At 73.9% G+C, this 24,358-nt stretch carries 28 protein-coding genes; 14 read left to right on the forward strand and 14 right to left on the reverse strand.

The window, feature by feature from the left end:
- Positions 1-127: 127 nt before the first annotated feature.
- The 5 genes from ACFWI8_RS13060 to ACFWI8_RS13080 are packed head-to-tail and all read left to right on the forward strand — an operon-like array spanning position 128 to position 3,114.
- A complete protein-coding gene (locus ACFWI8_RS13060; RefSeq protein WP_387089619.1) occupies positions 128-499 on the forward strand; it encodes an ArsR/SmtB family transcription factor in 372 nt (123 codons plus the stop codon).
- Positions 496-1,251: an aquaporin gene (locus ACFWI8_RS13065; protein ID WP_387089622.1), complete on the forward strand. Its 756-nt coding sequence runs from the start codon at positions 496-498 to the stop codon at positions 1,249-1,251. Before ACFWI8_RS13060 ends, ACFWI8_RS13065 begins: the two co-directional genes overlap by 4 nt.
- Positions 1,248-1,667 (forward strand): arsenate reductase ArsC, encoded by a 420-nt coding sequence (locus ACFWI8_RS13070; RefSeq protein ID WP_387089625.1) that lies wholly within the window; start codon positions 1,248-1,250, stop codon positions 1,665-1,667. Before ACFWI8_RS13065 ends, ACFWI8_RS13070 begins: the two co-directional genes overlap by 4 nt.
- A 53-nt stretch (positions 1,668-1,720) precedes the next feature.
- Positions 1,721-2,527, forward strand: coding sequence for an NmrA family NAD(P)-binding protein (locus ACFWI8_RS13075; protein ID WP_387089627.1), 807 nt, complete (start codon positions 1,721-1,723; stop codon positions 2,525-2,527).
- Between the two features lie 44 nt (positions 2,528-2,571).
- Positions 2,572-3,114 carry a hypothetical protein gene (locus ACFWI8_RS13080; RefSeq protein WP_387089630.1) on the forward strand — a complete coding sequence of 181 codons (543 nt, stop codon included), beginning with the start codon at positions 2,572-2,574 and terminating at the stop codon, positions 3,112-3,114.
- 92 nt (positions 3,115-3,206) lie between these two features.
- On the opposite strand, the gene ACFWI8_RS13085 is transcribed toward ACFWI8_RS13080, so the two are convergent.
- Positions 3,207-3,404, reverse strand: coding sequence for a DUF397 domain-containing protein (locus tag ACFWI8_RS13085; protein WP_387089632.1), 198 nt, complete (start codon positions 3,402-3,404; stop codon positions 3,207-3,209).
- 3 nt (positions 3,405-3,407) lie between these two features.
- Positions 3,408-4,268 carry a helix-turn-helix domain-containing protein gene (locus ACFWI8_RS13090; RefSeq protein ID WP_387089635.1) on the reverse strand — a complete coding sequence of 287 codons (861 nt, stop codon included), beginning with the start codon at positions 4,266-4,268 and terminating at the stop codon, positions 3,408-3,410.
- A 114-nt stretch (positions 4,269-4,382) separates the two neighbouring features.
- Between ACFWI8_RS13090 and ACFWI8_RS13095 the strand changes: the two genes are divergently transcribed.
- The 3 genes from ACFWI8_RS13095 to ACFWI8_RS13105 all read left to right on the forward strand — a co-directional run bounded on the left by ACFWI8_RS13095 (position 4,383) and on the right by ACFWI8_RS13105 (position 6,070).
- Positions 4,383-4,808, forward strand: coding sequence for an ATP-binding protein (locus ACFWI8_RS13095; protein WP_387089637.1), 426 nt, complete (start codon positions 4,383-4,385; stop codon positions 4,806-4,808).
- Positions 4,809-4,877: 69 nt separating this feature from the next.
- On the forward strand, positions 4,878-5,423 hold the full coding sequence (locus ACFWI8_RS13100) for a hypothetical protein (protein ID WP_387089640.1): 546 nt from the start codon (positions 4,878-4,880) through the stop codon (positions 5,421-5,423).
- Between the two features lie 11 nt (positions 5,424-5,434).
- Positions 5,435-6,070 carry a class I SAM-dependent methyltransferase gene (locus tag ACFWI8_RS13105; RefSeq protein WP_387089643.1) on the forward strand — a complete coding sequence of 212 codons (636 nt, stop codon included), beginning with the start codon at positions 5,435-5,437 and terminating at the stop codon, positions 6,068-6,070.
- Between the two features lie 63 nt (positions 6,071-6,133).
- Here ACFWI8_RS13105 and ACFWI8_RS13110 read toward each other — a convergent pair whose 3' ends face one another.
- The 3 genes from ACFWI8_RS13110 to ACFWI8_RS13120 form a co-directional block, all read right to left on the reverse strand.
- A complete protein-coding gene (locus ACFWI8_RS13110) occupies positions 6,134-6,901 on the reverse strand; it encodes a phosphotransferase family protein (protein ID WP_387089646.1) in 768 nt (255 codons plus the stop codon).
- Between the two features lie 33 nt (positions 6,902-6,934).
- Positions 6,935-7,654, reverse strand: a complete 720-nt coding sequence (locus ACFWI8_RS13115; RefSeq protein WP_387089649.1) for a hypothetical protein — start codon at positions 7,652-7,654, stop codon at positions 6,935-6,937.
- A gap of 74 nt (positions 7,655-7,728) precedes the next feature.
- Positions 7,729-8,493, reverse strand: coding sequence for an SDR family NAD(P)-dependent oxidoreductase (locus ACFWI8_RS13120; RefSeq protein ID WP_387089652.1), 765 nt, complete (start codon positions 8,491-8,493; stop codon positions 7,729-7,731).
- A gap of 68 nt (positions 8,494-8,561) precedes the next feature.
- Between ACFWI8_RS13120 and ACFWI8_RS13125 the strand changes: the two genes are divergently transcribed.
- Entirely contained in the window at positions 8,562-9,170 is a 609-nt protein-coding gene (locus ACFWI8_RS13125; protein ID WP_387089655.1) for a TetR/AcrR family transcriptional regulator, read from the forward strand.
- A gap of 39 nt (positions 9,171-9,209) precedes the next feature.
- On the opposite strand, the gene ACFWI8_RS13130 is transcribed toward ACFWI8_RS13125, so the two are convergent.
- Positions 9,210-9,587, reverse strand: coding sequence for a winged helix-turn-helix transcriptional regulator (locus tag ACFWI8_RS13130; RefSeq protein ID WP_387089658.1), 378 nt, complete (start codon positions 9,585-9,587; stop codon positions 9,210-9,212).
- 110 nt (positions 9,588-9,697) lie between these two features.
- Between ACFWI8_RS13130 and ACFWI8_RS13135 the strand changes: the two genes are divergently transcribed.
- Positions 9,698-10,543, forward strand: coding sequence for an NAD(P)H-binding protein (locus ACFWI8_RS13135; RefSeq protein ID WP_387089660.1), 846 nt, complete (start codon positions 9,698-9,700; stop codon positions 10,541-10,543).
- 47 nt (positions 10,544-10,590) lie between these two features.
- Here ACFWI8_RS13135 and ACFWI8_RS13140 read toward each other — a convergent pair whose 3' ends face one another.
- A complete protein-coding gene (locus ACFWI8_RS13140; RefSeq protein WP_387089663.1) occupies positions 10,591-11,112 on the reverse strand; it encodes a GNAT family N-acetyltransferase in 522 nt (173 codons plus the stop codon).
- Positions 11,113-11,240: 128 nt separating this feature from the next.
- On the opposite strand from ACFWI8_RS13140, the gene ACFWI8_RS13145 reads away from it, so the two are divergent.
- Positions 11,241-13,622: an ATP-binding cassette domain-containing protein gene (locus ACFWI8_RS13145; protein WP_387089666.1), complete on the forward strand. Its 2,382-nt coding sequence runs from the start codon at positions 11,241-11,243 to the stop codon at positions 13,620-13,622.
- Between the two features lie 820 nt (positions 13,623-14,442).
- On the opposite strand, the gene ACFWI8_RS13150 is transcribed toward ACFWI8_RS13145, so the two are convergent.
- Genes ACFWI8_RS13150 through ACFWI8_RS13160 form a run of 3 tightly spaced genes read right to left on the reverse strand, consistent with a single transcriptional unit; the run spans position 14,443 to position 17,500 of the window.
- Positions 14,443-15,948, reverse strand: coding sequence for a tripartite tricarboxylate transporter permease (locus tag ACFWI8_RS13150; RefSeq protein ID WP_387089668.1), 1,506 nt, complete (start codon positions 15,946-15,948; stop codon positions 14,443-14,445).
- Positions 15,948-16,517, reverse strand: coding sequence for a tripartite tricarboxylate transporter TctB family protein (locus tag ACFWI8_RS13155; protein WP_387089671.1), 570 nt, complete (start codon positions 16,515-16,517; stop codon positions 15,948-15,950). Before ACFWI8_RS13155 ends, ACFWI8_RS13150 begins: the two co-directional genes overlap by 1 nt.
- The gene (locus tag ACFWI8_RS13160; RefSeq protein ID WP_387089674.1) at positions 16,514-17,500 is read right to left on the reverse strand and encodes a Bug family tripartite tricarboxylate transporter substrate binding protein; all 987 of its coding nucleotides are present in this window, start codon (positions 17,498-17,500) and stop codon (positions 16,514-16,516) included. Before ACFWI8_RS13160 ends, ACFWI8_RS13155 begins: the two co-directional genes overlap by 4 nt.
- 126 nt (positions 17,501-17,626) lie before the next feature.
- Here ACFWI8_RS13160 and ACFWI8_RS13165 point away from each other — a divergent pair, with 126 nt between their 5' ends.
- The 3 genes from ACFWI8_RS13165 to ACFWI8_RS13175 are packed head-to-tail and all read left to right on the forward strand — an operon-like array spanning position 17,627 to position 19,943.
- The gene (locus ACFWI8_RS13165) at positions 17,627-18,418 is read left to right on the forward strand and encodes an IclR family transcriptional regulator (protein WP_387089677.1); all 792 of its coding nucleotides are present in this window, start codon (positions 17,627-17,629) and stop codon (positions 18,416-18,418) included.
- 39 nt (positions 18,419-18,457) lie between these two features.
- Positions 18,458-19,039: an RraA family protein gene (locus tag ACFWI8_RS13170; protein WP_387089679.1), complete on the forward strand. Its 582-nt coding sequence runs from the start codon at positions 18,458-18,460 to the stop codon at positions 19,037-19,039.
- A complete protein-coding gene (locus ACFWI8_RS13175) occupies positions 19,032-19,943 on the forward strand; it encodes an NAD(P)-dependent oxidoreductase (RefSeq protein WP_387089682.1) in 912 nt (303 codons plus the stop codon). The genes ACFWI8_RS13170 and ACFWI8_RS13175 overlap by 8 nt, the downstream gene beginning before the upstream one ends.
- An 8-nt stretch (positions 19,944-19,951) precedes the next feature.
- Here the strand turns inward: ACFWI8_RS13175 and ACFWI8_RS13180 are convergent, their stop codons facing one another.
- From ACFWI8_RS13180 to ACFWI8_RS13195, 4 genes are all read right to left on the reverse strand, one after another.
- Positions 19,952-20,788, reverse strand: coding sequence for a citryl-CoA lyase (locus ACFWI8_RS13180; protein WP_387089684.1), 837 nt, complete (start codon positions 20,786-20,788; stop codon positions 19,952-19,954).
- Positions 20,785-21,990, reverse strand: a complete 1,206-nt coding sequence (locus tag ACFWI8_RS13185; RefSeq protein WP_387089686.1) for a CaiB/BaiF CoA transferase family protein — start codon at positions 21,988-21,990, stop codon at positions 20,785-20,787. The genes ACFWI8_RS13180 and ACFWI8_RS13185 overlap by 4 nt, the downstream gene beginning before the upstream one ends.
- Positions 21,990-22,748 carry an IclR family transcriptional regulator gene (locus ACFWI8_RS13190; protein WP_387089688.1) on the reverse strand — a complete coding sequence of 253 codons (759 nt, stop codon included), beginning with the start codon at positions 22,746-22,748 and terminating at the stop codon, positions 21,990-21,992. The genes ACFWI8_RS13185 and ACFWI8_RS13190 overlap by 1 nt, the downstream gene beginning before the upstream one ends.
- A gap of 687 nt (positions 22,749-23,435) precedes the next feature.
- Complete coding sequence (locus ACFWI8_RS13195; protein ID WP_387089690.1) at positions 23,436-24,287, reverse strand: NmrA family NAD(P)-binding protein; 852 nt, start codon at positions 24,285-24,287, stop codon at positions 23,436-23,438.
- Positions 24,288-24,358 lie beyond the last annotated feature (71 nt).

The following is a 24,358-nucleotide window of genomic DNA, read 5'->3' on the forward strand; positions in this document are numbered from 1 at the left end:
GCCCGATCCGTGCGGCATGCCGTCGACCGCGCCGGCCGCGTCGGCGTCGGTGGGATGCGGCTGTGACGGCGACCGTCGATACAGGGTCGACCTTGCCATCTGATGAGACGACCGTCAATATAGACGCATGTCGAATCACACTGCTCTCCCGGTGCTCGGCCGGGACGCCACCGAGTGCTGTGCGCCGGTGGTCCGCGAACCGCTGGGCGAGGACGCCGCCGTCGAACTGGCGCGGATGTTCAAGGCGCTGTCCGACCCCGTCCGGCTGCGGCTGCTGTCCCTGATCGCCTCCCACGAGGGCGGGGAGGCGTGCGTCTGCGACCTGACCGGCCCGTTCGACGTCTCCCAGCCGACGATCTCCCACCACCTGAAGGTCCTGCGGGAGGCCGGCCTGGTCGGCTCGGAACGGCGCGGCACCTGGGTCTACTACTGGGTCCTCCCCGCGGCGCTGGCCCGGCTCTCCGCCCTGCTCGCGCCGCCCGCGGCGTCCACCGCGTGAGCGCCGAGGCGGCCCTGCCGCGCCGCGCGGCGGCCGAGGCGCTGGGCACCGCGGCGCTGGTCGCGGTCGTCGTCGGCTCCGGCGTCCAGGCGGCCGGGCTGACCGACGACGTCGGCCTGCGGCTGCTGGCCAACTCCCTGGCCACCGTCCTCGGTCTCGGCGTGCTGATCGCCCTGCTCGGCCCGGTCTCCGGGGCGCACCTCAACCCGGTCGTGACGCTGGCCGCCTGGTGTGTCGGCCGGCGGTCGGGCGACGGCCCCACCCTCCGCGACGTCGCCGCCTACCTCCCCGCCCAGACCGTCGGGGCGATCGGCGGCGCGGTGCTCGCGAACGCGATGTTCGCCGAGCCGTTGGCGCGCTTCTCCGGCCACGACAGATCGGCAGGACACCTGCTGCTCGGCGAGGTGATGGCCACCGCGGGACTGGTCTGGCTCGTCCTCGGCCTGACCCGCGCCGGCCGCGCCCACCTCGCGCCGGCCGCGGTCGCCTCCTACATCGGCGCGGCCTACTGGTTCACCTCCTCGACGTCCTTCGCCAACCCGGCGGTCACGATCGGGCGCGCCTTCACCGACACCTTCGCCGGCATCGCCCCCACCTCCGTCGCGCCGTTCATCGCCGCGCAGCTCCTCGGCGCGGCCCTCGGCCTCGGCCTGGCCGCCGTCTGCTTCCGCCGCCCCGCGCCTGCCCTGGCCCCGCGCGACGTGCGGCGGCCCGCCCGTCCCCGATCCCCGGAAAGCCCCCTGGCCTCATGAGCGTTCCCGCCACCCCCTCCGTGCTGTTCGTCTGCGTCCACAACGCGGGCCGTTCCCAGATGGCCGCCGCCTTCCTCACCCACCTCGCCGGGGACAAGGTCCGGGTCCGCTCCGCCGGCTCCGCCCCCGCGGACGCCGTGAACCCCTCGGTGGTCGAGGCCATGGCGGAGGTCGGCGTCGACATCTCCGCCGAGACGCCCAAGGTGCTGACCGCGACGGCGGTACGGTCCTCCGACGTCGTGATCACCATGGGCTGCGGCGACGCCTGCCCGGTCTTCCCCGGAAAGCGCTACCTGGACTGGGCGTTGGACGACCCCGCCGGCCGGGGCGTCGAGGCCGTCCGCCCGATCAGGGACGAGATCGAACGCCGGGTCCGCGGCCTGCTCGCCGAACTCGACGTCGAGACGGCCAGTTGACCTCAAGTTCGGTTGAGCTCCTAGCGTTCCGTGCGGACGAGAGGAGTTCACCTGTGACGACACTGGTGACGGGTGCCACCGGGAACACCGGCAGGCACGTCGTGGCGGAGCTGGTCCGCCGAGGAGAGCACGTTCGGGCCCTGACCCGGAACCCGGCCGCGGCGGAGGGCCGCCTTCCGGCCGAGGCGGAACTGGTGGCCGGCACCCACACGGCGCCGGAGACGCTGGACTCCGCCCTGGACGGCGTCAGCCGGCTGCACATCACCGCGACGGCCGGACTCGCCGACGTCGGTCCCGAGCTGGTGCGACGGGCGGTCGACGCGGGCGTGCGGCGCCTCACCGTGCTGTGGGGCGGCTGGGTCGGCCCGGTCGAGAAGGCCGTGGCGGACTCAGGTGTGGAGTGGACGCGCCTCGAAGCCCAGGAGTTCATGTGCAACGCGCTGACCTGGGCCGAGTCGATCCGCGCCGAGGGCGTCGTGCGCGAGCCGTTCGACCTCCCCAGCGCGGTCGTCCACGAGGCCGACATCGGCGCCGTGGCCGCCGCCGCGCTGCTCGACGACGGCCACGCGGGCAACGCCTACAACCTCACAGGACCCGAGTCCCTGACCACCCGTGAACGCATCACGATCCTGTCCAGGGCCACCGGCCGCGACATCGACCTCGTCCGCATCACCCACGAACAGGCCGTCGACCGGCTGGTCTCCACCGGCGTTTCCCGGGCGGACGCCGAGTACGTCATCGGCTGGCACGCGGCGCCTCCCGAGGAGGCCATGACCGTGGACGACACCGTCGAGCGCGTGACCGGCCGACCGGCGCGCACCTTCGCCCAGTGGGCGGCCGAGCACGCGCACCGCTTCTGAAACCAGGTGCCCGGGCGGCCACCGCTCTGCCAGGCTGGCCGGCCATGACCACGTACGAACTGTTGCTCATCGGCGGTGGCGCGGGCGTCGGGAAGACGACCGTCGCATGGGAGGTGTCCGCGGCGCTGCGGGCGGCGGGAACGGCGCACTGCCTGATCGAGGGGGACTACATGGACCAGATCCACCCAGCCCCCGCCGACGACCCGCACCGCGCGGCGATCACGGAGCGGAACACCGCCGCGATCTGGGCGAACTACGCGGCTCTCGGCCAGCGGCGCCTCATCTACACGAACACGGTGAGCATCCTGGAGGAGCCGATGCTCAGACGGGCCATGGGCGGCGGCGCGATCAGGTCGACCTGTGTCCTGCTCACCGCCGAGGAGGCCACCGTGCGGGAGCGGCTGGCGGGACGGGAGATCGGCTCCCAGCTCGACGCCCACATCGAGCGGAGCCTGCGGATGGCCCGCGAGCTGAACGAACGGGCCCCCGCCGGCACGGTCCGCATCCCGACCGACGGTCGCGGGGTGGAGGACATCGCCCTGGATGTGGTCCGGACGGTTGCCTGGAAGGACCAAGCAACGGGCTGAGAGGGTGTCAGGCGGTCGGCCCCAGGCGCGTCGCCCTGCGCGCGCCGCGCCATGTGCCTGGCGAACTCCCCGGTATCCGTCACGCGGCGTGGCTAGCCCATGGCACGGACATCTCCGTCCAGAGCGCTGAGCAGCACCCGCCACGCCCGTGGCGACGTCCGCACGAGCGGACCGGGCGCCCCGACCTTGGAGTCACGAACGGCGACGGCCCCGGGTATGTTCGTCGCCACCTCCACGCACTCGTTGTTGGGGTCGCTGTAAGTGGACTTTCGAAAGATGTAGTCGGACATGGCTCACAGTTCGTCGCGGATGCCAGTGATGAGCGAGGCCGAGTCGCGAGGACTCAGTGCTCGTGCGGCGATCTTCTCGAACAGTTCGACATGCTGTACAGCTTCTTTCCCGCCTTCAAGCCAACGGCCACCGAATGGCGCTTCGACGTAGACCACATCCATGGCGCTCGCCTCGGGGAAGGACAGCACGTTGAAAGTGCAGTTCAGGCCAAGCAAAGCGCCCGCGCTGAAGGGCAGGACCCGCAAGGTGACGTGGGGGCGACGGGTGGCGACCAGCAGGTGGTCCAGTTGCGCGCGCATCACCTCGGGGCCGCCCACCAGATGCCGCAGAGCGGCCTCGTACACGACCGCCAACAGAGACGGCGGTCGTTCCGAGTCGAGCCGCCGCTGACGAGTTAGCCGTGCAGCGATCACGACGTCATCCTCAGCCGTCGTGTCGCGCAGCGCCCGCACATACTCGGGCGTCTGCAGGAGCCCTGGAACGTAGGCGAGTTGCCAACTGCGCAAGCTGCCTGCCGCGTCCTCAAGGCGGACGTACTCGTTCATCTTGCCGAGACTGGGGAAGTCGTCCCACCAGCCCTTGCTCTTGCGCCTCTCCCGGTCCAGACGCGCCAGTTCGAGCAGGCCGCCGACAAGGACCGGGTCATCGGCCCCGTACAACTCGCACAGCACCCGGATATCCGGGTCGCGCATGGGCACCCAGCCGCTCTCCATCTTCGCGATCTTTCCGGTGGACGCCGCCAGGGCCTTGGCGGCCTGGCCCTGGTTCAGACCGGCCGCGGTCCTGAGCGCGAGCAACTCGCTGCCGAGGCGCCGTCCCAGGACCGTCGAGACGCGGTTGTTCCGCGGCTGCAGGTTCTCCATCGCGATACAACCCTCTCGGGTGAAATTTTCCCGGATCCACTTTGATCGGCGATTCTCCCGCGCTTACCTTCTGTGGTCAAGTGAACGCGTTGCGCGCCAACTGGAGGTGTGTCCATGGCCGATATCCGGGACGACGAGGGCGTCATCCACGAGCATCGCGCCGACTACCCGTCCTATCCAGCCAGCGTCACCGTCGCGCGGCGGCGGGTGCGGCGGGCGGTGGAGGGGTGGGGTCTGGGAGCACTCGTGTCGGATGTCGAACTGGTGGTCTCGGAGTTGGTGGCCAACGCCGTGCTGCACGGCTGTGTGGCTGGACGTCTGTTCGCGGTGCGGGTGGTCGTGACGGCCGCTGCCCTGCGGGTCGAGGTCGTGGACTCGCGGCGCGAACGGCTGCCGCGCGAGCGGGCCGCCGGGCCGGACGACCAGTTCGGGCGTGGGTTGCTCATCGTGGACCAACTCGCCGACCGGTGGGGTGCGGTCGAAGAGTCGTCGGGCCGAGGCAAGATCGTGTGGTGCGAGTTCGACCGTCGACGACAGTGACGCAACCAGCGCGGGGTGCGGCGCGTCCGGATCTTCCGAACGGGGGTGGCGGTGCGCGGAGGTGGCCGAATGCGGTGGCGAACGGTGACGGCCGTCGCCTGCGTGGTGGCCGTGCTCGCCGGCTGTGTGTCGTCGGCGGACGACGAGGCCCGCGCGCCCGGCCAGGCCGGCGTCGAGGTCACCGTGGTGCGGGGCGACCGGACGTACCCGCTGACCGCCGAGATCGTGGCGTGGGAGCTCGGCCCGCACCCGCAGGTGCCCCAGCGAGCGGACGCCGTGCACTTCTCCTACCGGACGGTCAGGACGGAGTCGCTGCCGGAGACGATGGTCGAACTCGGGGTGTGCGCCGTGGACTCGGCGGACGTGGTGGTGTTGTGCGACGTCATCGTCGTGCACGACTCTCCCGTCGAGCCGCGGGTGGTGGAGGCCGACGCGTGGATCGGCGCCGGATCCGACATGGACCTGTCCGGGACGGCCGCCGTGGTGCTCCTGCCCGACCAGCTGCGGCCCGGTCTCCACGCCGGGGACCCGAAGGACGACGACGGCTACCGCCCGCCCCGGCTCCCGCTGCCCGGCGAGCACCTGCGCGTCGGTGGGGCGGGACCCACCCGCTAGGGTCCTCACCCGTGACCGAACCCTCCTCCTACCTCCGCGCGACGGCCGACGCCTACGACGCCGTCGCCGTCCTCTACGCCGAGTTCGCCCGAGACGAGCTCGACGGCCAGCCGCTGGACCGCTCGTTCCTCGCCGCGTTCGCCGAACTCGCGCGCACGGGGCCCGTCGTCGAGGTGGGGTGCGGCCCCGGGCGGGTGGTCGCGCACCTGCACCGCCTCGGGCTCGACATCTCCGGTGTCGACCTGTCGCCCGTGATGATCGACCTGGCCCGCGAGACGTATCCGGAGCTGCGGTTCGAGGTCGGCTCGATGGACGCCCTCGACCTGGCCGACGGCTCGCTGCACGGCGTGCTGTCCTGGTACTCGGTCATCCACACCCCGCCGAAGGAACTGCCCCCGTACTTCACCGAGTTCCAGCGGGTCCTCGCGCCCGGCGGCCATCTCCTGCTCGGCTTCTTCGAGGCGGAGGGCGAGCAGGTCACCGACTTCGACCACAAGGTCGTGACGGCCTACCGGTGGCCGGTCGACGACCTCGCGGCGCTGGCCCGCGCGGCCGGCTTCGTCGAGGTCGGGCGGATGACGCGCGAGCCGCACGAGGGGGAACGGCCGTTCCGCCAGGGCCGGCTGCTGATGCGCCGGGCCGAGTGAGACCCGGTTCGTCCGGGGCGCGGCGGGCCCTGCCCGTGCGCGTGCGCCAGTGGGTGCGGCCGGTCAGCGGTAGCCGGCCAGGCCGTCGGCCAACTCGTCGGCGTCGCCGTCGCGTTGGGCGGCGAGCGCCTGTTGGAGCGCGAACGAGCCGCGGATCGTGGCCGCTCGGGCGGCGACGGCGGGGGAGGGGCGGAGGGCGGCGAGCAACTCCGGTCCGTAGGAGGCGGACAGGGCCGCGAGGTCCTCGGCCTGGTCGCCGAGCGCGACCTCGTCCCAGTCGATGACGCCCGTGAGGACCGGCAGCCCGGCGTGCCACTCCCACAGCAGGTTCTCGGCGCCGAGGTCGCCGTGGACGACGGCGGTGTCCAGGGCGGGCAGGGCGCGCAGCGCGGCCAGTTCGGCGTCGGCCCTGGCGCGGCCGGCCGGGGACATCGACGGGTACAGCTCGGCGGTCACGGCGTCGGCGAAGTCGCGCCAGTGGGTGGCGGGTTGGCGCGGCACGTCGGTGGCGGGCGCGGTGGCGAGCCGGGCGAGGAGGGCGGCGAGCTGGTCGGCGGCCGAGGCGAGGACGGCGGGGGAGGCGAGAGCCTCGGGCGGCAGCGGCTCGCCCGGGACCCGGGTGAGGACGAGGCGTGGCGGGTCGGCGAGTTCGGCGATCGGCTCCGGGGTATGGACGCCGAGGCCGAGCCCGGCGACGGTGCGCAGCAGGGCGGACCGGCGGGGGAGCCGGGCGGCGGCGGCCGGGGTGCGGGGGTGGCAGACCACGTGGTCGGCGTGCACCTCGACGCGGTGGAACTGGCCCTCGTGCACGGTGGGTTCGGGCTCACCCATCGGTGACGCGGCCCGAAGTGGTGCGGCTGGGGTTCACGCTCCACGCAGCCAGACGCGGAGTGGACCGAGCTCGGTGAAACCGCTGGCGAGCGCGGGGGCGAGGTCGTCCGCGTGCTCGTAGCCGACGAGAGGGAGGCCGGGGAAACGGGCGGCGGCCGCGGTGACGGTCGCCGGCCAGACAGCGGCGAGGTCGGCGGCGTCGACGGCGAAGAGGTTGGAGACACCGACCACCCCGGAGCCGTGGTTCAGGACGGCGCCCCCAGCCAGGTCCCGGCCGTCGTGGAGGGCCAGCACGACCACGGACGGGTCGTCGAGCAGGGGTGGGCGGAACACGTCCGCCGTGACGTCGCCGCCGTGCCAGGCGGTCTGCCAGTCGCCCAACTCGCTGGCCGAGGAGACACGTTCGACGCGCAGGGAGGCAGGCATGGGCGCGGGGGCCGCCGCCGGGCGGTGGATCCACCGGGCGGTGAAGAGCTCGGCGAAGCCGTGGGGGGTGAGGTCGAGGGCGGCGAAGCTGTCCTTGACCGAGCAGCCGGGGGAGGCTGTGTCGATTCCGGCCAGGACGTCGGCCGGCCGGGCGTCGGGGCGCAGGGTCACGGCGTCGGGGTAGTACGGGTGCGTGCGGCGGGCGCTGCTCCAGACCGTGTCGCCGAAGTCACCGGCGATGCCGTGGGAGCGGCAGACCGCGGCGCACCACTCGGCGTTGTTCCGGGCAGCGGCCGCCTGGATCCGGGGCGTCTCCGTTGGTGTCACCCGGGAAGCGTGACACCGGTCGGTGCCTGGACGCACGCCCGTTTCCCGGACCAGGTGGCCACGGCGTCCCGGGCTCAGCCCCGGAGGCCGAGGTGGAGGCCGCCGCTGGCGTCGAGGACCTGGCCGGTGATCCAGCGCGCGTCGTCGGAGGCGAGGAACGCGACGGCGTCGGCCACGTCCTCGGCGCGGCCGAGGCGGTCCAGGGCGGTCTGGCCGGTGATGAACTCCGCCAGCCCCGGCTGCTCGAAGACGGCGGCGTTGTCCGCGGTCCTGGTCGCGCCGGGGGCGACGGCGTTGACCGTGATCCCGCGGGTGCCCAGCGCGCCGGCCAGGGTCAGCGTCATCGTCTCCAGGGCGCCCTTGCCCATCGCGAAGGCGGTCTGCCCCGGGTTGGCCACCCGGGTGGCGACCGAGGTCAGGGAGATGATCCGGCCGCCGTCGCGGAGCAGCGGGAGCGCCCGCTGGACGATGAAGTACGGCGCCCTGACGTTCACCGCGAAGAGGCGGTCGAACCGCTCGGGGGTGTCCGTCTCGACGGGGCCGGTCGGGGCGGCCGCCGCGTTGTTGACCAGGATGTCCAGCGGCCGACCGGCCAACCCCCGCGCCAGGCCGGCGAACAGGGCGTCCACGTCCCCGTCCGTGCCCAGTTCGGCGTGGACGACGAAGGCGCGCCCGCCGGCCCGCTCGATGCCGGCGACCGTCTCGTGCGCCGCGGCCTCGCCCGAGCCGTAGTGCACGGCGACCTCCGCGCCGTCGGCGGCGAGGCGCCGGGCGATGGCCCGCCCTATGCCGCGCGAGGCCCCGGTCACCACGGCGGTCCTGCCGATCAGTCTGCCCATTCCGTCCACCTCTTCGTGTTAGTCACCCGCAACTTGTGAGTGACTAACAGTACGGTAGCGTGTCACGCATGAGTGGTGAAGGGCCGAGTCTGCGCGAACGACGGCGGGTGGAGACCAGGCGACTCATCCAGTCGCACGCCCTGCGGCTGTTCGCCGAGCGCGGCTTCGACGACACCACCGTCAACGACGTCGCGCGCGCGTCCGGGGTCTCGACGATGACCGTCTACCGGCACTTCCCGACCAAGGAGGACCTGGTCCTCCACGGCCGGTACGACCACCTCGTCGCAGCCGGGGTCGCGGCCCGGCCGGCGGGCGAGCCCCAGGTGCGCCGGATCGGCCGGGCCCTGGTCGAGACGGCCCGTGACCTCGCCGGGTCCCCCGACCGGGAACTGCTGCTCGCCCGCCTGCGGTTGATGATCGACACGCCGGCGCTGCGCGCCCGACACCTGGACAGCCAGCTCGCCACCCAGCAGGCCATCACCGACGCCCTGCTCGGCGACGCGCCCGACCCCGACGCGGAGTTCCGCGTCGGGGCCGCGGCCAGCGCCTGCCTGGCCGCGATGCACATCGCCCTGACGCGCTGGGCCCGGGAGGACGGGCGCCCCGACCTGCCGGGCCTGGTCGCCGCCGCGCTCGCCGCCGCCTTCGGGGAGGAGTTCGGCGACGACGGCGACTGACCGACTGACCGGCCGGGCGGTCGGCTCGGCGCGGTCCGGTCAGCGCGGCGAGCCGGCCGCGTCGTACTCCTCGCGGGCGCGCTCGACCTGGCCGAGGTTGGCCGTGGCCCACTCGGCGAGGTGCGCGAAGAGCGGGGCCAGGCTGCGGCCCAGCTCGCTGATCTCGTACTCGACGCGCGGCGGCACCTCGGGGTGGTAGGTGCGGACGACCAGGCCGTCGCGCTCCAGCTGGCGGAGGCGCTGGGTGAGCACCTTGGGGGTGATCCCGGTGATGCGCCGCTCCAGCTCGACGAACCGCTGGCGGCCGAAGGTGTGGAGCGACCAGAGGATCGGCGTGGTCCAGCGGCTGAAGACGATGTCCACGACCGGCGAGATCGGGCACGCCAGCTCGGGGTCGGTCGCGGCGTCGGCCCTCATGGCGCCAGCCCCCTTCTGGGGTAGTCACTTTCCTGTAGGTACCTACTATACCGAGGCTGTTAGCGTCCTTCCCGTCGCGAGAAACCACAGGGAAGACGCGGGAGTCGAAGATGATCGTGGTGACGGGTGCCACAGGTAACGTCGGCCGTTGGCTGGTCAGAACGCTGGCCGAGGCCGGGGAGCGGGTGACGGCGGTCGCGCGCGGGGTCGCCGCGGGCGACGTGCCGGCGGGCGTGCGGGCGGTGACGGCGGACCTGGCCACGCCGGAGAGCCTGCGGCCCGCCCTCGACGGCGCGGAGGCGCTGTTCCTGCACGACGGCGGCGCGGGCGGCCACGGGCTCGACCCGCACGCCATCCTGGCCGTGGCCAGGGACACCGGGGTCCGGCGGGTGGTGCGGCTCTCCTCGCAGGGCGTGGCGACCAGGCCGGAGTCGCCCTCGCACGGCGGCACCATGCGGGCGGTCGAGGACGCGGTGCGCGAGTCGGGCCTGGCCTGGACGATCCTGCGGCCCGGCGGCTTCGCGTCCAACGCCTTCGCCTGGGCGGAGTCGGTGCGCGCCGAGCGGACCGTCGCCGCGCCCTTCGGCGACGTCGGGATCCCGGTGATCGACCCGGCGGACATCGCCGAGGTCGCGGCCGTGACCCTGCGCAAGGACGAACACGCCGGGCACGTCTACGAGTTGACCGGGCCGGCGGTCGTCACGCCCCGGCAGCAGGCCGCGGCGATCGGGGCGGCGCTCGGCGAGCCGGTGCGGTTCGTGGAGCTGACCCGCGAGGAGGCGCGCGCCCGGATGGCCGCCTTCATGCCGGAGCCGGTGGTGGCGACCACGCTGTCCGTGCTCGGCGAACCCACCGCCGCCGAGCTGCGGCTGAGCCCGGACGTCGAGCGGGTGCTCGGCCGCGCGCCCCGCTCCTTCGCCGAGTGGGCCGAACGCAACGCCGGGGCCTTCCGCTGAACTCTTCACGTCCGTCGACGACCGCACCGGCCGCGGGTAGCGGGCGGCTAGGCCGCCGGCGGCAGGGACCGCTGCATCAGGATGGTGTCCAGCCAGCGGCCGTGCTTGGTGCCCACGGCGGTCAGCCGGCCGGCGTCGGTGAAGCCGAAGCGGCGGTGCAGCGCCGGGGAGGCCGCGTTGTCGCCGGCGTCGGCGATCACGGCGATCAGCTGGCGGACGCCGGCCTCGGCGCAGGCGGCGAGCAGCGCTTCGAGGAGCCGGCTGCCGAGGCCCTTGCCGGTGTGGTCGGGGGCCAGGTAGATCGAGTTCTCGGCGGTGTGCCGGTAGGCGTGCTGGGCGCGCCAGGGGCCGGCGTAGGCGAAGCCGGCGATCTCGCCGCCGGGCGCCTCGGCGACCAGGAAGGGCAGGCCGCGCGCCGTGAGGTCGGCGAGCTTCCGCTCCCAGTCGGCGGTGGTCGGCGCTGTCTCCATGAAGGTGACGACGGTGTCGGTGACGTAGTGCGTGAAGATCGCCGCGATGGCGTCCAGGTCGGCGGCGCGGACCGGCCTGATGTCGTTGGAGTCGTGCATGCCCGCACTGTAGGGAAGCGCGCTTGACGGGCGGCCGGCGGGGCCGCTCACGGATCGGGGTCCGGCACTTATTGGGTACACTGTACGAGGTTTAGGTCCGGCCCTTCAGGTACCCCAGGGGGAATCGCGTGTCCGCAGAGCAGCCGCCACCGCACTCCAGCGCCTTCGCCGCCCCGCCGACCGAGGCCGACGGGCACACGGTCATCCAGGTTCGCGGCGCCCGCGAGAACAACCTGCGGAACGTGTCGGTCGACATACCCAAGCGCCGGCTCACCGTGTTCACCGGCGTCTCCGGCTCCGGAAAGTCCTCGCTCGTCTTCGGCACCATCGCCGCCGAGTCGCAGCGGCTGATCAACGAGACCTACACGGCCTTCCTCCAGTCCCTCATGCCGAGCCAGGCCAGGCCCGACGTGGACGGGCTGCACAACCTGAGCGCCGCCATCGTCGTCGACCAGGAGCGGATGGGCGCCAACTCCCGCTCCACCGTGGGCACCGCCACCGACGCCTACACGATGCTGCGGATCGTCTTCAGCCGGCTCGGCACCCCGCACATCGGCACGGCCACCCACTTCAGCTTCAACAGCCCCGAGGGCATGTGCCCCGACTGCGAGGGCCTCGGCCAGGTCACCGACATCGACGTCGACCAACTCGTCGACCGCACCCGCTCGTTGAGGGAAGGGGCCATCACCGTCCCCAACTTCCAGGTCGACTCCTGGTACTGGCAGGTGATGGCGGGCTCGGGACTCTACGACCCGGACAAGAAGCTGGCCGACTTCACCGAGACCGAGTGGCAGGACTTCCTGTACAAGGAGCCGACCAAGCTCAGGATCGGCACCAACAACGTCAGCTACGAGGGCCTGGTGGGCAAGATCAGGCGGCTGTGGCTCGGCAAGGACCGCGACAGCATGCAGCCGCACATCCGCGCCTTCGTCGACCGGGCCGTCGTCTTCACCGAGTGCCAGGCCTGCGGCGGCAGCCGGCTCAGCCAGGACGCGCTGTCCTCCCGGATCGACGGCCGCAACATCGCCGAGTGCTCCGCCATGCAGATCAGCGACCTCGCCGGGTTCGTCCGCGGCATCTCCGACCCTTCCCCAAGCTCTTCGAGCAGGGGATACCCCAACGTCGCGCCGCTGCTCACCGGCCTCGGCCAACTCCTCGACTCCCTGGTGGAGATCGGCCTCGGCTACCTCTCCCTCGACCGGCCGTCCGGCACGCTCTCCGGCGGCGAGGCGCAGCGCGTCAAGATGGTCCGGCACCTCGGCTCCTCGCTGACCGACGTCACCTACGTCTTCGACGAGCCGACCACCGGCCTGCACCCGCACGACATCCAGCGGATGAACGACCTGCTGCTGCGGCTGCGGAACAAGGGCAACACGGTGCTGGTCGTGGAGCACAAGCCCGAGGTCATCGCCATCGCCGACCACGTCGTCGACCTCGGCCCCGGCGCCGGCGAACACGGCGGCACGATCTGCTACACCGGCGACGTCGCCGGGCTCGCCGCCTCGGACACGCTCACCGGCCGCCACCTCGGACACCGGGCCGCGCTGCGCGAGAAGGTCCGCACCCCGGCCGGCCAACTCTCCATCAAAGGCGCCGACCTGCACAACCTCAAGGGCGTCGACGTGGACGTGCCGCTGGGCGTGCTCACCGTCGTCACCGGCGTCGCCGGCTCGGGCAAGAGCTCGCTGATCCACGGCTACCTCGCCAAGCGCGACGGGGTCGCCGTCGCCGACCAGACCCCGATCCGCGGTTCACGACGCAGCAACCCGGCGACCTACACAGGGCTGTTGGGCCCCATCCGCAACGCCTTCGCGAAGGCCAACGGCGTCAAGCCGGCGCTGTTCAGCGCCAACTCCGAGGGCGCCTGCCCCAACTGCAACGGCATCGGCCTCGTCTACACCGACCTGGCGATGATGGCCGGCGTGGCGACCGTCTGCGAGCGGTGCGAGGGCCGGCGCTTCACCTCGGAGGTGCTGGCCTACACGCTGCGCGGCCGGAACATCCACGAGGTGCTCGAGATGTCGGTCACCGAGGCCCACGCCTTCTTCACCGAGCGCCAACCACGGGCCGTCCTCGGCCGGATGACCGACGTGGGACTCGGCTACCTGCGCCTCGGCCAGCCGCTCAACACCCTCTCGGGCGGCGAGCGGCAGCGCCTCAAGCTCGCCATCCAGATGGCCGAGCCGTCCACGGTCTACGTGCTCGACGAGCCGACCACGGGACTGCACATGGCCGACGTCGACACACTGCTCGCGCTGCTCGACCGGCTGGTGGACGACGGCAACACGGTCGTCGTCATCGAGCACCACCAGGCCGTGATGGCCCACGCCGACTGGATCATCGACCTCGGCCCCGGCGGCGGCCACGACGGCGGCCGCGTCGTCTTCACCGGCCCCCCCACCGACCTCGTCTCGCACGGCGAGACACTGACGGGCCGCCACCTGCGCGAGTATGTGACGGCCGACGGCACCGGTACCAGCCTGCCGGCCTACCGGTCCGAAGGACGCTAGCCCGTCGGACACTCGGCGCGCCGTCCGCCGCCGGGCGGCACGGCCGCCGAGCCCGGCCCGCGGGTTCGGCCTGCCGGCCTGCCGGCCTGCCGGCCTGCCGGTCCGAAGGGACGCCAGGTTGGTGTGCCCTTCGGGCTCGCCGGAGCCTGACGGCTGGTCGCGGCCTGTGGTCTCGTGGGCCGGGCCTTGGCGTGGCCGGATGCCTGTCGGCTTGCCGCGCACGCGGCTGCCACTGCGCCGCTGTCGGTTCGGCCTGGCGGCCTGCCGGTTCAAAGGGGCGTCAGGTTGGTGGGCCTCGGGCCGGCCGCCGGCACCGCGCCGCTGCGGGTTTGGCCTGCCGGCCTGCCGATCCGAAGGGGCGGCCCCTCGGGCCGGCCGTGGCCTGACGGCCGGTTCCGGCCTGTGGTCTCGTGGGCCGGGCCTTGGCGTGGCCGGGTGCCTGTCGGCTTGCCGCGTGGGTAGCCGGCACCCCGCTGCTGCGGGTTTGGCCTGCCGGCCTGCCGGTTCGAAGGGCCGCCAGGTTGCCGCAGCCTGTGGTCTCGCGGGCGGTGCGTGTCGGCTTGCCGCGTGGGCGGCCGGCGCTTCGCGGCCGTGGTCCGCGTCCGTGCCTGGGCCATGTGTCGTGGCGAGCCCGCCACGCGGGGCCGGGCCGCCCGGCCGGAGCGCCGGGCATGGCCCGGGCGCCTGCCGGCTCTTCGCGCCGGCGGCGCGACCGCGGGACCGGCCCCCCGGCGTGAGCGCCGGGCATGGCCCGGCGCCCGCCGGCCGGGCGGCGCAGCCGACGCGCAGCCGCCGTCGGCGGCGCGCGGTCGCGGCGCGACTACGCCGCTTTGGCCAGCGCAGCGCTCCGGCGTTGGATGAGGAACGCGCCGACGCCGAGGACCAGCACCGCGTAGAGCGTGGCCGCGATCGGGCTGGAGACCAGGACCGTCGGGTCGCCCTCGCTGACCGCCATCGCCCGCCGGAACTCCGTCTCGGCGAGCGGCCCGAGGATGACGCCGATCAGCACCGGAGCGACCGGCAGCCCGTAGCGGCGCATCGCGAAGCCCAGCAGGCCGATGGCCAGCACCAGCACCAGGTCGAGCAGCTTGCTGCTGGTCGCGTACACGCCCAGCATCGCGAAGACCGTGATGCCGGCGTACAGGTAGTGCCGCGGCAGCTTCAGCAGCTTCGCCCACAGCGGCGCGAACGGCAGGTTGAGGATCAGCAGGACGACCATGCCGATGAAGAAGCTGGCGAGCAGCGCCCACACCAGCTCGCTGGCCCGTTCGAAGAGCAGCGGACCCGGCTGGAGGCCGTACTGCCGGAACGCGGCGAGCATCACGGCCGCCGTGGCCGACGTCGGCAGGCCGAGCGCCAGCAGCGCGCCCATGGCGGTGCCCGCCGTGGCGTTGCCCGCCGCCTCGGGCCCCGCGACGCCCTGGATGGCGCCCTTGCCGAACATCGAGCCCGGCTTGCGGGAGGCCAGCCGCCGCTCGGTGCCGTAGGCGAGGAACGTCGGCACCTCCGAGCCGCCGACCGGGATGATGCCGAACGGCACGCCGATGGCGCTGCCCCGCAGCCACGCCGGCAGCGCGAGCCGGAACTCCTCGCGGGAGAGCCAGAGTCGGCCGCCGGACGGGATGAGCTCCGTGTCCTGCCGGGTGCCGCGCCGCGCGGCGACCGCGATCACCTCGCCGAGGGCGAGCAGCCCGACGGTGATCACCACGATGTTGATGCCGTCGAACAGTTCGGGCTGGCCGCCGGTGAAGCGGGCGGCGCCGGACATGCCGTCGACGCCGACCAGCGCGATCGCCAGGCCGATCACCAGCGCCGTCAGGCCGCGCACCAGCGACTCGGCGACCACGGCCGAGATCGCGACGAACGCGAACACCGCGAGCGCCAGGTACTCCTCGGGGCCGAACAGGGTGGCCAGGTCGGCCAGTGACGGGGCGAAGAAGACCACGAGTACGGAGGAGAGGATGCCGCCGATGAACGCGGCGATCGCGGAGGTCGCCAGCGCCTGCGCCGCGCGCCCGGTCCGCGCCATCTTGTGGCCCTCGATCGTCCCGGCGATGGCGGTGCTGTTGCCGGGCGTGTTCATCAGGATGCCGGAGATCGAGTCGCCGAAGAGGCCGCCGAACAACACGCCGGCGAACATGATGAACGCGCCGATCGGGTCGAGCGAGAACGTGACGGGCAGCAGCAGCGCCACCGCCATCGCCGAGCCCAGCCCTGGCAGGACGCCCACCGCGGTGCCGAGCAGCGCGCCGACCAGCACCCAGAGCATGTTCATCGGCGTGAGGACGGTGAGGAAGCCGTCGCCGAGGTTGGCCAGTGAGTCCATCAGAAAACTCCTGCGAGTACGCCCGGGGGAAGGTTGAGACCGAGGCCCGCGGAGAAGGCGAGCTGCACGATCGAGGAGACGGCGATCGACAGGAACACGTCGAACAGCGGGCGGCGGCTGCCGAGGGCTCGGGCGACGCCCCAGAAGAGCAGGCTGCCGGAGAGCAGCCAGCCGAGCGGGTCGAGCACCACGATGAAGGCCACGAGCGTGCCGACGAGCGCGAGCACCGCGGGCCGGTTGCTCCTGACCCGGGTCTCCTCGGCGTCGGTCTCGTCGGCCCCGTCCGCCTCGTCGGTGTGCGCGGCCACCCGCTCGGGCTCTGGGTGGCGCAGCACGTCCACGGCCATCAGCACGGCGAAGACGAAGCAGGCGATCGAGATGACCGTGGGGAACAGCCGGGGGCCCGGCCAGGCGACGTTGTCCGGCACGTCCATGGTGACCGTGCCGACCGCCAGCACGACGCCGACCAGCAGCATCAGCAGCGGGAGGACGAGCCCCGTGCGGCGGCGCAGGAACTCCCCTGGCCCGCCGCGGGAGGCGAGTTCCTCTGTGGTGCTCACGGTGCTCACAGGCCCAACTCCTCGATGATCGCGTCGACCCTGGCCTGGTCCTCGCGGATGAACGTGGTGAACTCGTCGCCGGTCAGCAGGCTGTCGACCCAGCGGTGGCGGGAGAGCGCGTCCGCCCACTCCGGTGTCTCCGTCATCTCGGTGACGATGGAGATCAGCTCCGCCCGCTCCGCGTCGCTGATGCCGGGCGGGGCGACCACGCCGCGCCAGTTGGGCAGGGCCACGTCGATGCCCTGCTCGACGAGGGTCGGGGTGTCGATGCCCGGCACCGGTTCCTCGGCCGAGACGGCGAGCGCCCGCAGGTTGCCCGCCTCGATCTGGTCGCGGAAGTCGTTGTAGCCGCTGACGCCGACCGCGACGGTGTGCGAGAGCAGCGCGGTCATCACCTCGCCGCCGCCCGCGAACGACACGTAGTTGAGCTGTGCCGGGTCGATGCCCGCCGCGCGGGCGGTGAGGCCGACGAGCAGGTGGTCGGTGCCGCCGAGCCCGCCGCCGCCGATCGCGAGGCCGTGCGGGTCGTCCCGCCAGGCGTCGAGCAGGTCGTCGAGGGTCTCGAAGGGGGAGTCCGCGGGGACGACGAGCACCTCGTAGTCCTCGGCGAGCCGGGCGATGGGCGTGGTGTCGAGCAGGTCGACGGACGAGCCGTTGACGGTGATGGCGCCCTCCATGACCGTGCCGGTCATCATCAGCTGCGTCGGGTCGGGGCCTATCTCGGCGAACTGGGCGAGGCCGATGGTGCCGCCGGCCCCCGGCACGTTGACGACCTGGGCGTTGTTCACGATCGAGCCGGCGCGCAGCGCCTGCTGGAGCTCCCGCGACGCGAGGTCCCAACCGCCGCCCGGCGCCGCCGGCGCCATCACGGTCAGTTTCGACCTCGGGGTGGCTCCTGAGGTGGAGCCGCTGGCGTCCACGGCGGCGAACGCCGCGAGCACCAGCGTGGCCACGACCCCCAGGACCTCGAGGACGGGACGTTTCTTCCGCACGGTCACTCCCTTGTGGCGTGGATTCTCATGGTTTGCGACACCGGGGGTGTCCGCCTAGTAGATATAGATGACCGCCAGGTGGTATACAACCCTTCGGGTCGAATCGATCGTGGAAAGGGGCGGGTTGTGACCACGGACGTCACGGAGAGTGCCGACGGCGCGGGCGGCGGCATCCGCGCGGTGAGCCGGTCCTGGGCGGTGCTGCGCGCCTTCACCCCCGAACGCATGTCGCTCTCGCTCGCCGACCTCGTGCGCGAGACGGGCCTGCCGAGGACCACCGTGCTGCGGCTCGTCGACACCCTGGCCGCCGAGGGCCTGCTGGAGTCCGGCGCGGACGGGCAGATCCGGGTCGGCGCCCGGCTGATCGCGTTCGCCGCCTTCGCGGACGCCGCGTGGACCGTGCCGCCCGCCTCCCTGGCCCGGATGCAGGCGCTGGCCGCCGAGACCGGCGAGACGGTGAGCCTCTACGTGCGGGAGGGCACGCGCCGGGTCGTGGTCGGCCAGGTGCCGAGCCCCAACACCCTGCGGCACGCCGTGCAGCAGGGCGACGAGCTGCCGATGTCGGTCGGGTCAGCCGCCTACGTGCTGCTGAGCCTCGAACCACCGGCGGACCGCGACGGGCTGATCGACCGGATCGTCGCCGAGGCCGGCGGCGACGCCGCGGCCCTCCGCAAGGGGGTGGCGAGCGCCGCAGAGCAGGGCTGGAGCCTCTCCCACGGACACCGCGAGGCCGGCAACAGCGGCCTCGCGGTCCCGGTCCCGGCCACCGGAGGACGCCCGCCCGCGCGGACGTCGGTGCTCGCCCTCGGCGGCCCCACGGTGCGGTTCACCGACGACCGGATCCCCGGCTTCGTGCACGCCGTGCGGCGCTGCGCCGAGGACATCGCGCGCACCGGGCTGCCGCCGGCCCTCTACTGACCGACGGAACCACCCCCAGCCCAACCACCAGGGAGAACCGTGCACGACTATCCGACGCCCGGCGCGCTGCCCGTCGCCACCGTCTCCGACGCCATGGACCGCTTCGGGGTCGCCGACGGCATACGCCCGCTGTGGCCCGGCGCGACGCTGTCAGGCCCCGCGTTCACCGTGTGGACGCGGCCCGGGGACAACAAGGGCCTGCACACGGCGTTCGAGACCATCAGGCGCGGCGAGGTGCTCGTCGTCAACGGCGGCGGGGACACCACCCGGGCCCTGATCGGCGAGCTCGTGGTGCAGAAGGCCAGGGCGCTCCGGGTCGGCGGCATCGTGCTCGACGGCGCGGCCCGCGACGTCGCGGAGCTCGCCGGACTCGGCGTCCCGGTCTTCGCCCGGGCGGTCACCCCGGCGGGCCCCTGGAAGACCGGCCCCTTCCGGATCGGCGAGCCGATCGCCGTCGGGGGCGTCCCGGTCGCGCCGGGGGACTGGGTGCTCGGCGACGACGACGGCGTGGCGATCGTCCCCCGCGCCCGGATCGACGAGGTCGTCGACGGCGCGCGTGGGCTCATCGCCGGCGAGGCCGAGCGCCGCGCCGCCAACCAGCGGCTGGTGCCCCGTGGCTGACCGGCCCCTGGTCTGGATCCCGCGACCGGTCCACGAGGACGCCGTCCGCCGGCTCGCCGCCGTCGCCGAGGTGCGCCTCGGCTACGGCGCGGCGCCGGCCTCGTTCGACGAGGTCAGCGACCGGGTCGCGGCGATCCTGCTCCGCACCGAGCGGGTCGACGGCGAGATGATGGCCCGCGCCCCGGCGCTGCGCGTCGTGGCCCGGCACGGCGTCGGCCTCGACACCGTCGACGTGGACCGCGCCCGGGAGTTGGGGATCGCCGTCACCACCACGCCGACGGCCAACGCGCAGTCGGTCGCCGAGCACGCCGTGGCACTGCTGCTTGCCGTCCGGCGCGGCATCGGCGTCGCGGTGCGCAACGAGGGCGACACCAGGGCCGCGATCACCGGCCGGGAGCTCTCCGGCGCCACGCTCGGGCTGCTCGGCTTCGGCCGGATCGCCCGCCGGGTCGCCGCCATCGGCGCCCACGGCTTCGGCATGCGGGTGCTGGCCCACGACCCGATGGTGCCGGCGGCCGAGATCGCCGCCGCCGGCGCCGAACCCGTCGACCTGCCCCACCTGTTGGCCCACGCCGAGAACCTCAGCCTGCACGTGCCGCTGGTCCCCGGGACCCGCGGCCTGGTCGGGCTGCCCGAGCTCCTCGCGCTGCCCGCCGGCGCGGTCGTCGTCAACACCTCACGCGGCGGGATCCTGGACGAGGACGCCCTGCTCACAGCGGTCCGCCGGGGCCACCTGGCGGGCGCCGGGCTCGACGTGACGGTCGTCGAGCCGCTGCCCGACGACCACCCGCTGCGGGCGGAGCCCACCGTCGTCATCACCCCGCACACCGGGGCCCAGACGGCGGAGGCCCTGCGCCGCATGGCGACCGAGGCCGCCGACCACATCCTCGCCCACCTCGGCTGAGCGCGGCCTCAGCGGTCGTCAGGCAGCTCCCGCGCGGGGGCGCCGTGGTAGCCCGCCAGCAGCGGCCGGGGGAGCGGCCCCTTGATGCGGGCGCCGCCCTCCTTCTCCTCCCAGGCGTGGGCGAGGATGCCGACGCTGCGGGAGAGGACGAACAGGCCGCGCCCCAGCTCGGGCGGGAAGCCGAGCTCCGCGTAGATGATGGCGGTGGCCCCGTCGATGTTCATCGGCACGGGGCGGCTCCTGCCCTCGGCCAGCGCCGCCTCGATCGCCAGCCCGGCCGCCAGCGCGCGGCCCGCCACCGCCCCCTCGTCGACAGCCTCCCGGACGAGCGCGAGCAGCGGGTCGCGCCGCGGGTCGCGGGGGTGGAAGCGGTGACCGAAGCCCGGCACGTAGGCGCGGCGCTCCCGGAACTCCGCGACCACGGCCCCGGCGTCCGCGCCGTCGACGACGCGCGCCAGCACCTCCATGCACTGCTGCCCCGCGCCGCCGTGCACGTCCCCGAGCAGCCCGACGCCGGTCGCGACGGCGCTGTTCAGGCCGACGCCGCAGGTCGCCGCCATCCGGGCCGCGGCGATCGACGGCGCCTGCGGGCCGTGGTCGACCGCGGCCACCAACGCCGCCTCCAGCAGCCGGCCCTGGGCCGGCGTCGGCAGCTCGCCGCGCAGCATCAGCCAGATCTGCTCCGCGAAGGTGACCCGGCCGATGAGCCGCTCGACCGGATAGCCGCGCAGCGCGATCCGCCCCGGCTGGATCTCGGTCACCGCCGTCGACCACCAGTCGGTGACGCGGCGCTCCTCGATCATCGGCTCGCTCACGGCTTCCTCCCGGTCCTCCCGCTCGCTCATATCGCGCCTCGCTCCCGCAGCCCGGCGATCCGCCGCCGGTCGTAGCCGAGTTCGGTCAGGACCGCGTCGGTGTGCTCGCCGAGCAACGGCGGGGGAGCGGGGGCCCGTACCGGCTCCCCGTCGACCCGCACCGGGCTGCCGAGGACGCTCAGCGGGCGCTCGCGGCCGTCGGGGAACGGCAGGTCAAGCACGAAGTCGCGGGCGGCCAGCTGGTCGAGGCCGAGGGCCTCCGGCACGGAGAGCACCCGGGCCGCCGGGACGCCGGCGTCGGAGAGTATCTCCTCCCACTCGACGGCCGGCCGGGCGGCCAGCGCGGACTCCACCTCGACGCGCAGCGCCTCGCGGTGCGCCTTCCGGTCCGCGGGGTGGGCGAACCGCGGATCGGACGTCAGGTCCTCGCGGCCGATCAGGCGGCACAGGGTGGCGTACTGCTGCTGCCGGTTGGCGGCGATGTTCAGGTGCCCGTCGGCGGTCGCGAAGGTGCCGGAGGGCGCCGCGGTGAAGTTCTCGTTGCCCATCGGACGCGGCTCGCGGCCGGTGATCAGGTAGTTGGACGTCACCCAGCCCATCGCCGTCAGCGCCGCCTCCAGCATGGAGACGTCGACGAACGCGCCCTCCCCGGTGCGGCCGCGCCGCACGAGGGCGGCCGCCACCGCGTAGGCGGCGGCCATCCCGCCGAGGGTGTCGGCGACCGGGAAGCCCGCGCGCAGCGGGGCCGTCTCCTCGGTGCCGGTCACGCTCATCATGCCGCTCAGGCCCTGGACGATCTGGTCGTACGCCGGGCGGTCCCGCATCGGCCCCGTCTGCCCGAAGCCGGAGATGGCGCAGTAGACGAGCCCCGGGTTCTCGGCGCGCAACGTCTTCCAACCGAGGCCGAGCCGCTCCATCACGCCGGGGCGGAAGTTCTCCAGCAGCACGTCCGCCTCCCGCACGGCGCGCAGCAGCGCCTCACGGCCCTCCGGGTCCTTGAGGTCGAGCGTGACCGAGCGCTTGCCGGCGTTCTGCGCCAGGAACGAGGCGCCCAACAGCTCGTCCGCGAGGGCGCGGTCGGCGCCCAGCTGGCGGGCGAGGTCCCCGGACCCCGGCATCTCCACCTTGACGACGTCGGCGCCCTGCAGGGCGAGCTGGTAACCGGCGAACGGCCCGGCGAGCACGTTGGTGAGGTCGAGGACCCGGACGCCTTCCAGTAGGGCGGTCGACATCAGGCGGTGCCTCCGATGCAGTCGAGGGTGGTCAGGACCTGCGCGGCGTCCGTCAGCGAGGGCAGCAGCGCGGCGACGGCCTCGTCCGTGAAGCGGACGGTGGGGCCGCCGAGGCCGACCGCCGCGGTCAGCCGCCCCGAGCGGTCGAACACCGGGGCCGCGAGACCCGACACGCCCGGCTCGCGCTCCCCGTGGCTGACCGACCAGCCGTTCGCGGCCGCGGCGCGGGCACGCTCCCACAGGAGCTCGTCCCAGCCCTCGTGCGGGGCGCGGGCCGCGACCGCCGCGACGTCGGCGCGGTCGGCCCGGGAGAGCAGGACATGGCTGGCGGCGCCGGACCACAGCGGCATCTCGGCCCCGACGTGCACGACGTGCCGCAGGCTGCGCGTCCCCTCGTGGCGGGCGACGCACACCCGGGTGTTCCGCTGCCGCACGTAGAGGCTCACGGTCTCGCCCCGGCTCGCCGCGCTGAGCTCCGCGAGGCGCCGCAGCGCCTCCTCCGGCAGCCGCCACGTCCTGCCGGCCAGCTCGGCCCAGCGCAGCAGACCTGAACCGGGGACGAGCTGGCCGTCGCCCCGGCTCCACAGCAGACCGGCCTGCTCCAGCGTGTGCACCAGGCGCACCACGGTGCTCTTCGGCAGGCCGGTCTCGTCGGTCAACTCACGCACGGAGCGGCTCGGATGCTCGCCGTCGAAGAGCGCGAGCAACTCCACGGCGCGTTGCACACTGCGGACACCACCCGAGTCGGCCTCGGCCACGGTCGTCCCTCCCTGATCGGCGAGCTGGCCGGGCCATCACATCATCGAACCGCGCTGTGGCACAAGTGGTCCACCAGGCGGTACGAAATCGGCCTGCCGGCCTACTGGTCCGAAGGGCCTGGGCCCTCGCGCGTCCGGGGCCTGCCGGGTCTGGTGCGCTGTCCGGGCTGGTGCCCGGGGTGGTGCGGGTTCGGCCTGCCGGCCTACTGGTCCGAAGGGCCTGGGCCCCCGGGCGTCCCGGGCCTGCCGGGTCTGGTGCGCTGTCCGGGCTGGCGCCCGGGGTGGTGCGGCCGGCCCGGCCGTGGGGGATCGCGGTTCCTGGTGCCGTCCGAGCCCGTGCGGAGCGGGGCCGGCCTGCCGGCCTACTGGTCCGAAGGACCTCGGCCACCACGCGTCCGGGTCCTGCCGGGTTCGATGTCGTCCGGGCTGGCGCCCGGGCCCCTGGGAGACCACTGATCGAGGCGGCGCGGCCACCCGGCCTTGGTGCCGGTCTGCGGGTCGAAGCGCCGTGGCCACCACGTGGTCCAGGGCCTGCCGGGGCCGGCGTCGTCCGGGCTTCGCTGCGTGAGGCGGTGCGGCCCGTGCGGCCGTGGGCCAAGGCCCGGTTGGTCCGGCTGTCCTTCGGGCCGGACCGGCCCCGACACGGGGCCGGCTGGCCGTTCCTTCGGGGCCGAAGGCCCCGGCCCCTCAGGCTCGTCCGGGCTGGCGGTCCTTCGGGGCGGTAGGCCGCCAGGCCGGCGCCGCCGCGTGGGCGTAGTCCGTGAAGTCACGCGCGGGGCGGCCGAGTGCCCGGGTGACGTCGTCCGTGACGGCGGCGTTGCGGCCGTCGAGCACGTCGCGGAAGAGGGCGGCGAGCATGCCCGCCTCCTCGGGGGACAGGCCGACCTCGGTGGTCAGGTGGGCGGCGTAGGCGTTCGGCGTGATCTCGCGGTAGCGGATCTCGCGGCCGGTGGCCTTGCTCAGCTCCGCCGCCGACTCGGCCATGGACAGCGCGCGGGCGCTGGTCAGTTCCAGGGTCCGGCCGTCCAGCCCGTCCCCGGTGAGGGCCGCCGCCGCGACGTCCGCGATGTCGTCGGCGTCGACGAAGGCCTCGACGGTGTCGGGCGCGGCCGGCAGCAGCAGTTCGTCCCGCTCGCGGACGCCGACGACGGGGAACTCCTCGCTGAAGTTCTGGCAGAACCAGCTGGCCCGCAGGATCGTCCAGCCGGTGCCGGCCTCGCGAACCGCCTGCTCGGCGGGGTGGGCCGCCGGCAGGCCGCGCGCCGAGAGCAGCACCAGGCGCTCGACGCCGGCGCTGGCCGCCCGCTCGGCGAAGGCGCCGAGCACCTCGGCGGCCCACGGCACGGTGATGTCGGGGTAGTAGGCGAGGTAGGCGGCCCTGGTGCCGGCCAGCGCGGCGTCCCAGGTGGCCCGGTCGGTCCAGTCGAAGGGCGGGGTGCCGGCGCGGGAGCCGACCCGGGCCCCCGGCAGCAGGCGGGCGACGCGGCGGCCGGTCTTGCCGGTGCCGCCGAGGACGAGGATGTGGTGGTTCTCGGTCATGGGGCCATCCCACCGGGCCCCGCGGCCGAGGGACATCGCCGCGCGGCTCGCCCGCATAAGCGATCGTCTCA

The organism is Streptomyces sp. NPDC127098, from assembly GCF_042722465.1.
In the GTDB taxonomy this organism is placed as follows: domain Bacteria; phylum Actinomycetota; class Actinomycetes; order Streptomycetales; family Streptomycetaceae; genus Streptomyces; species Streptomyces millisiae.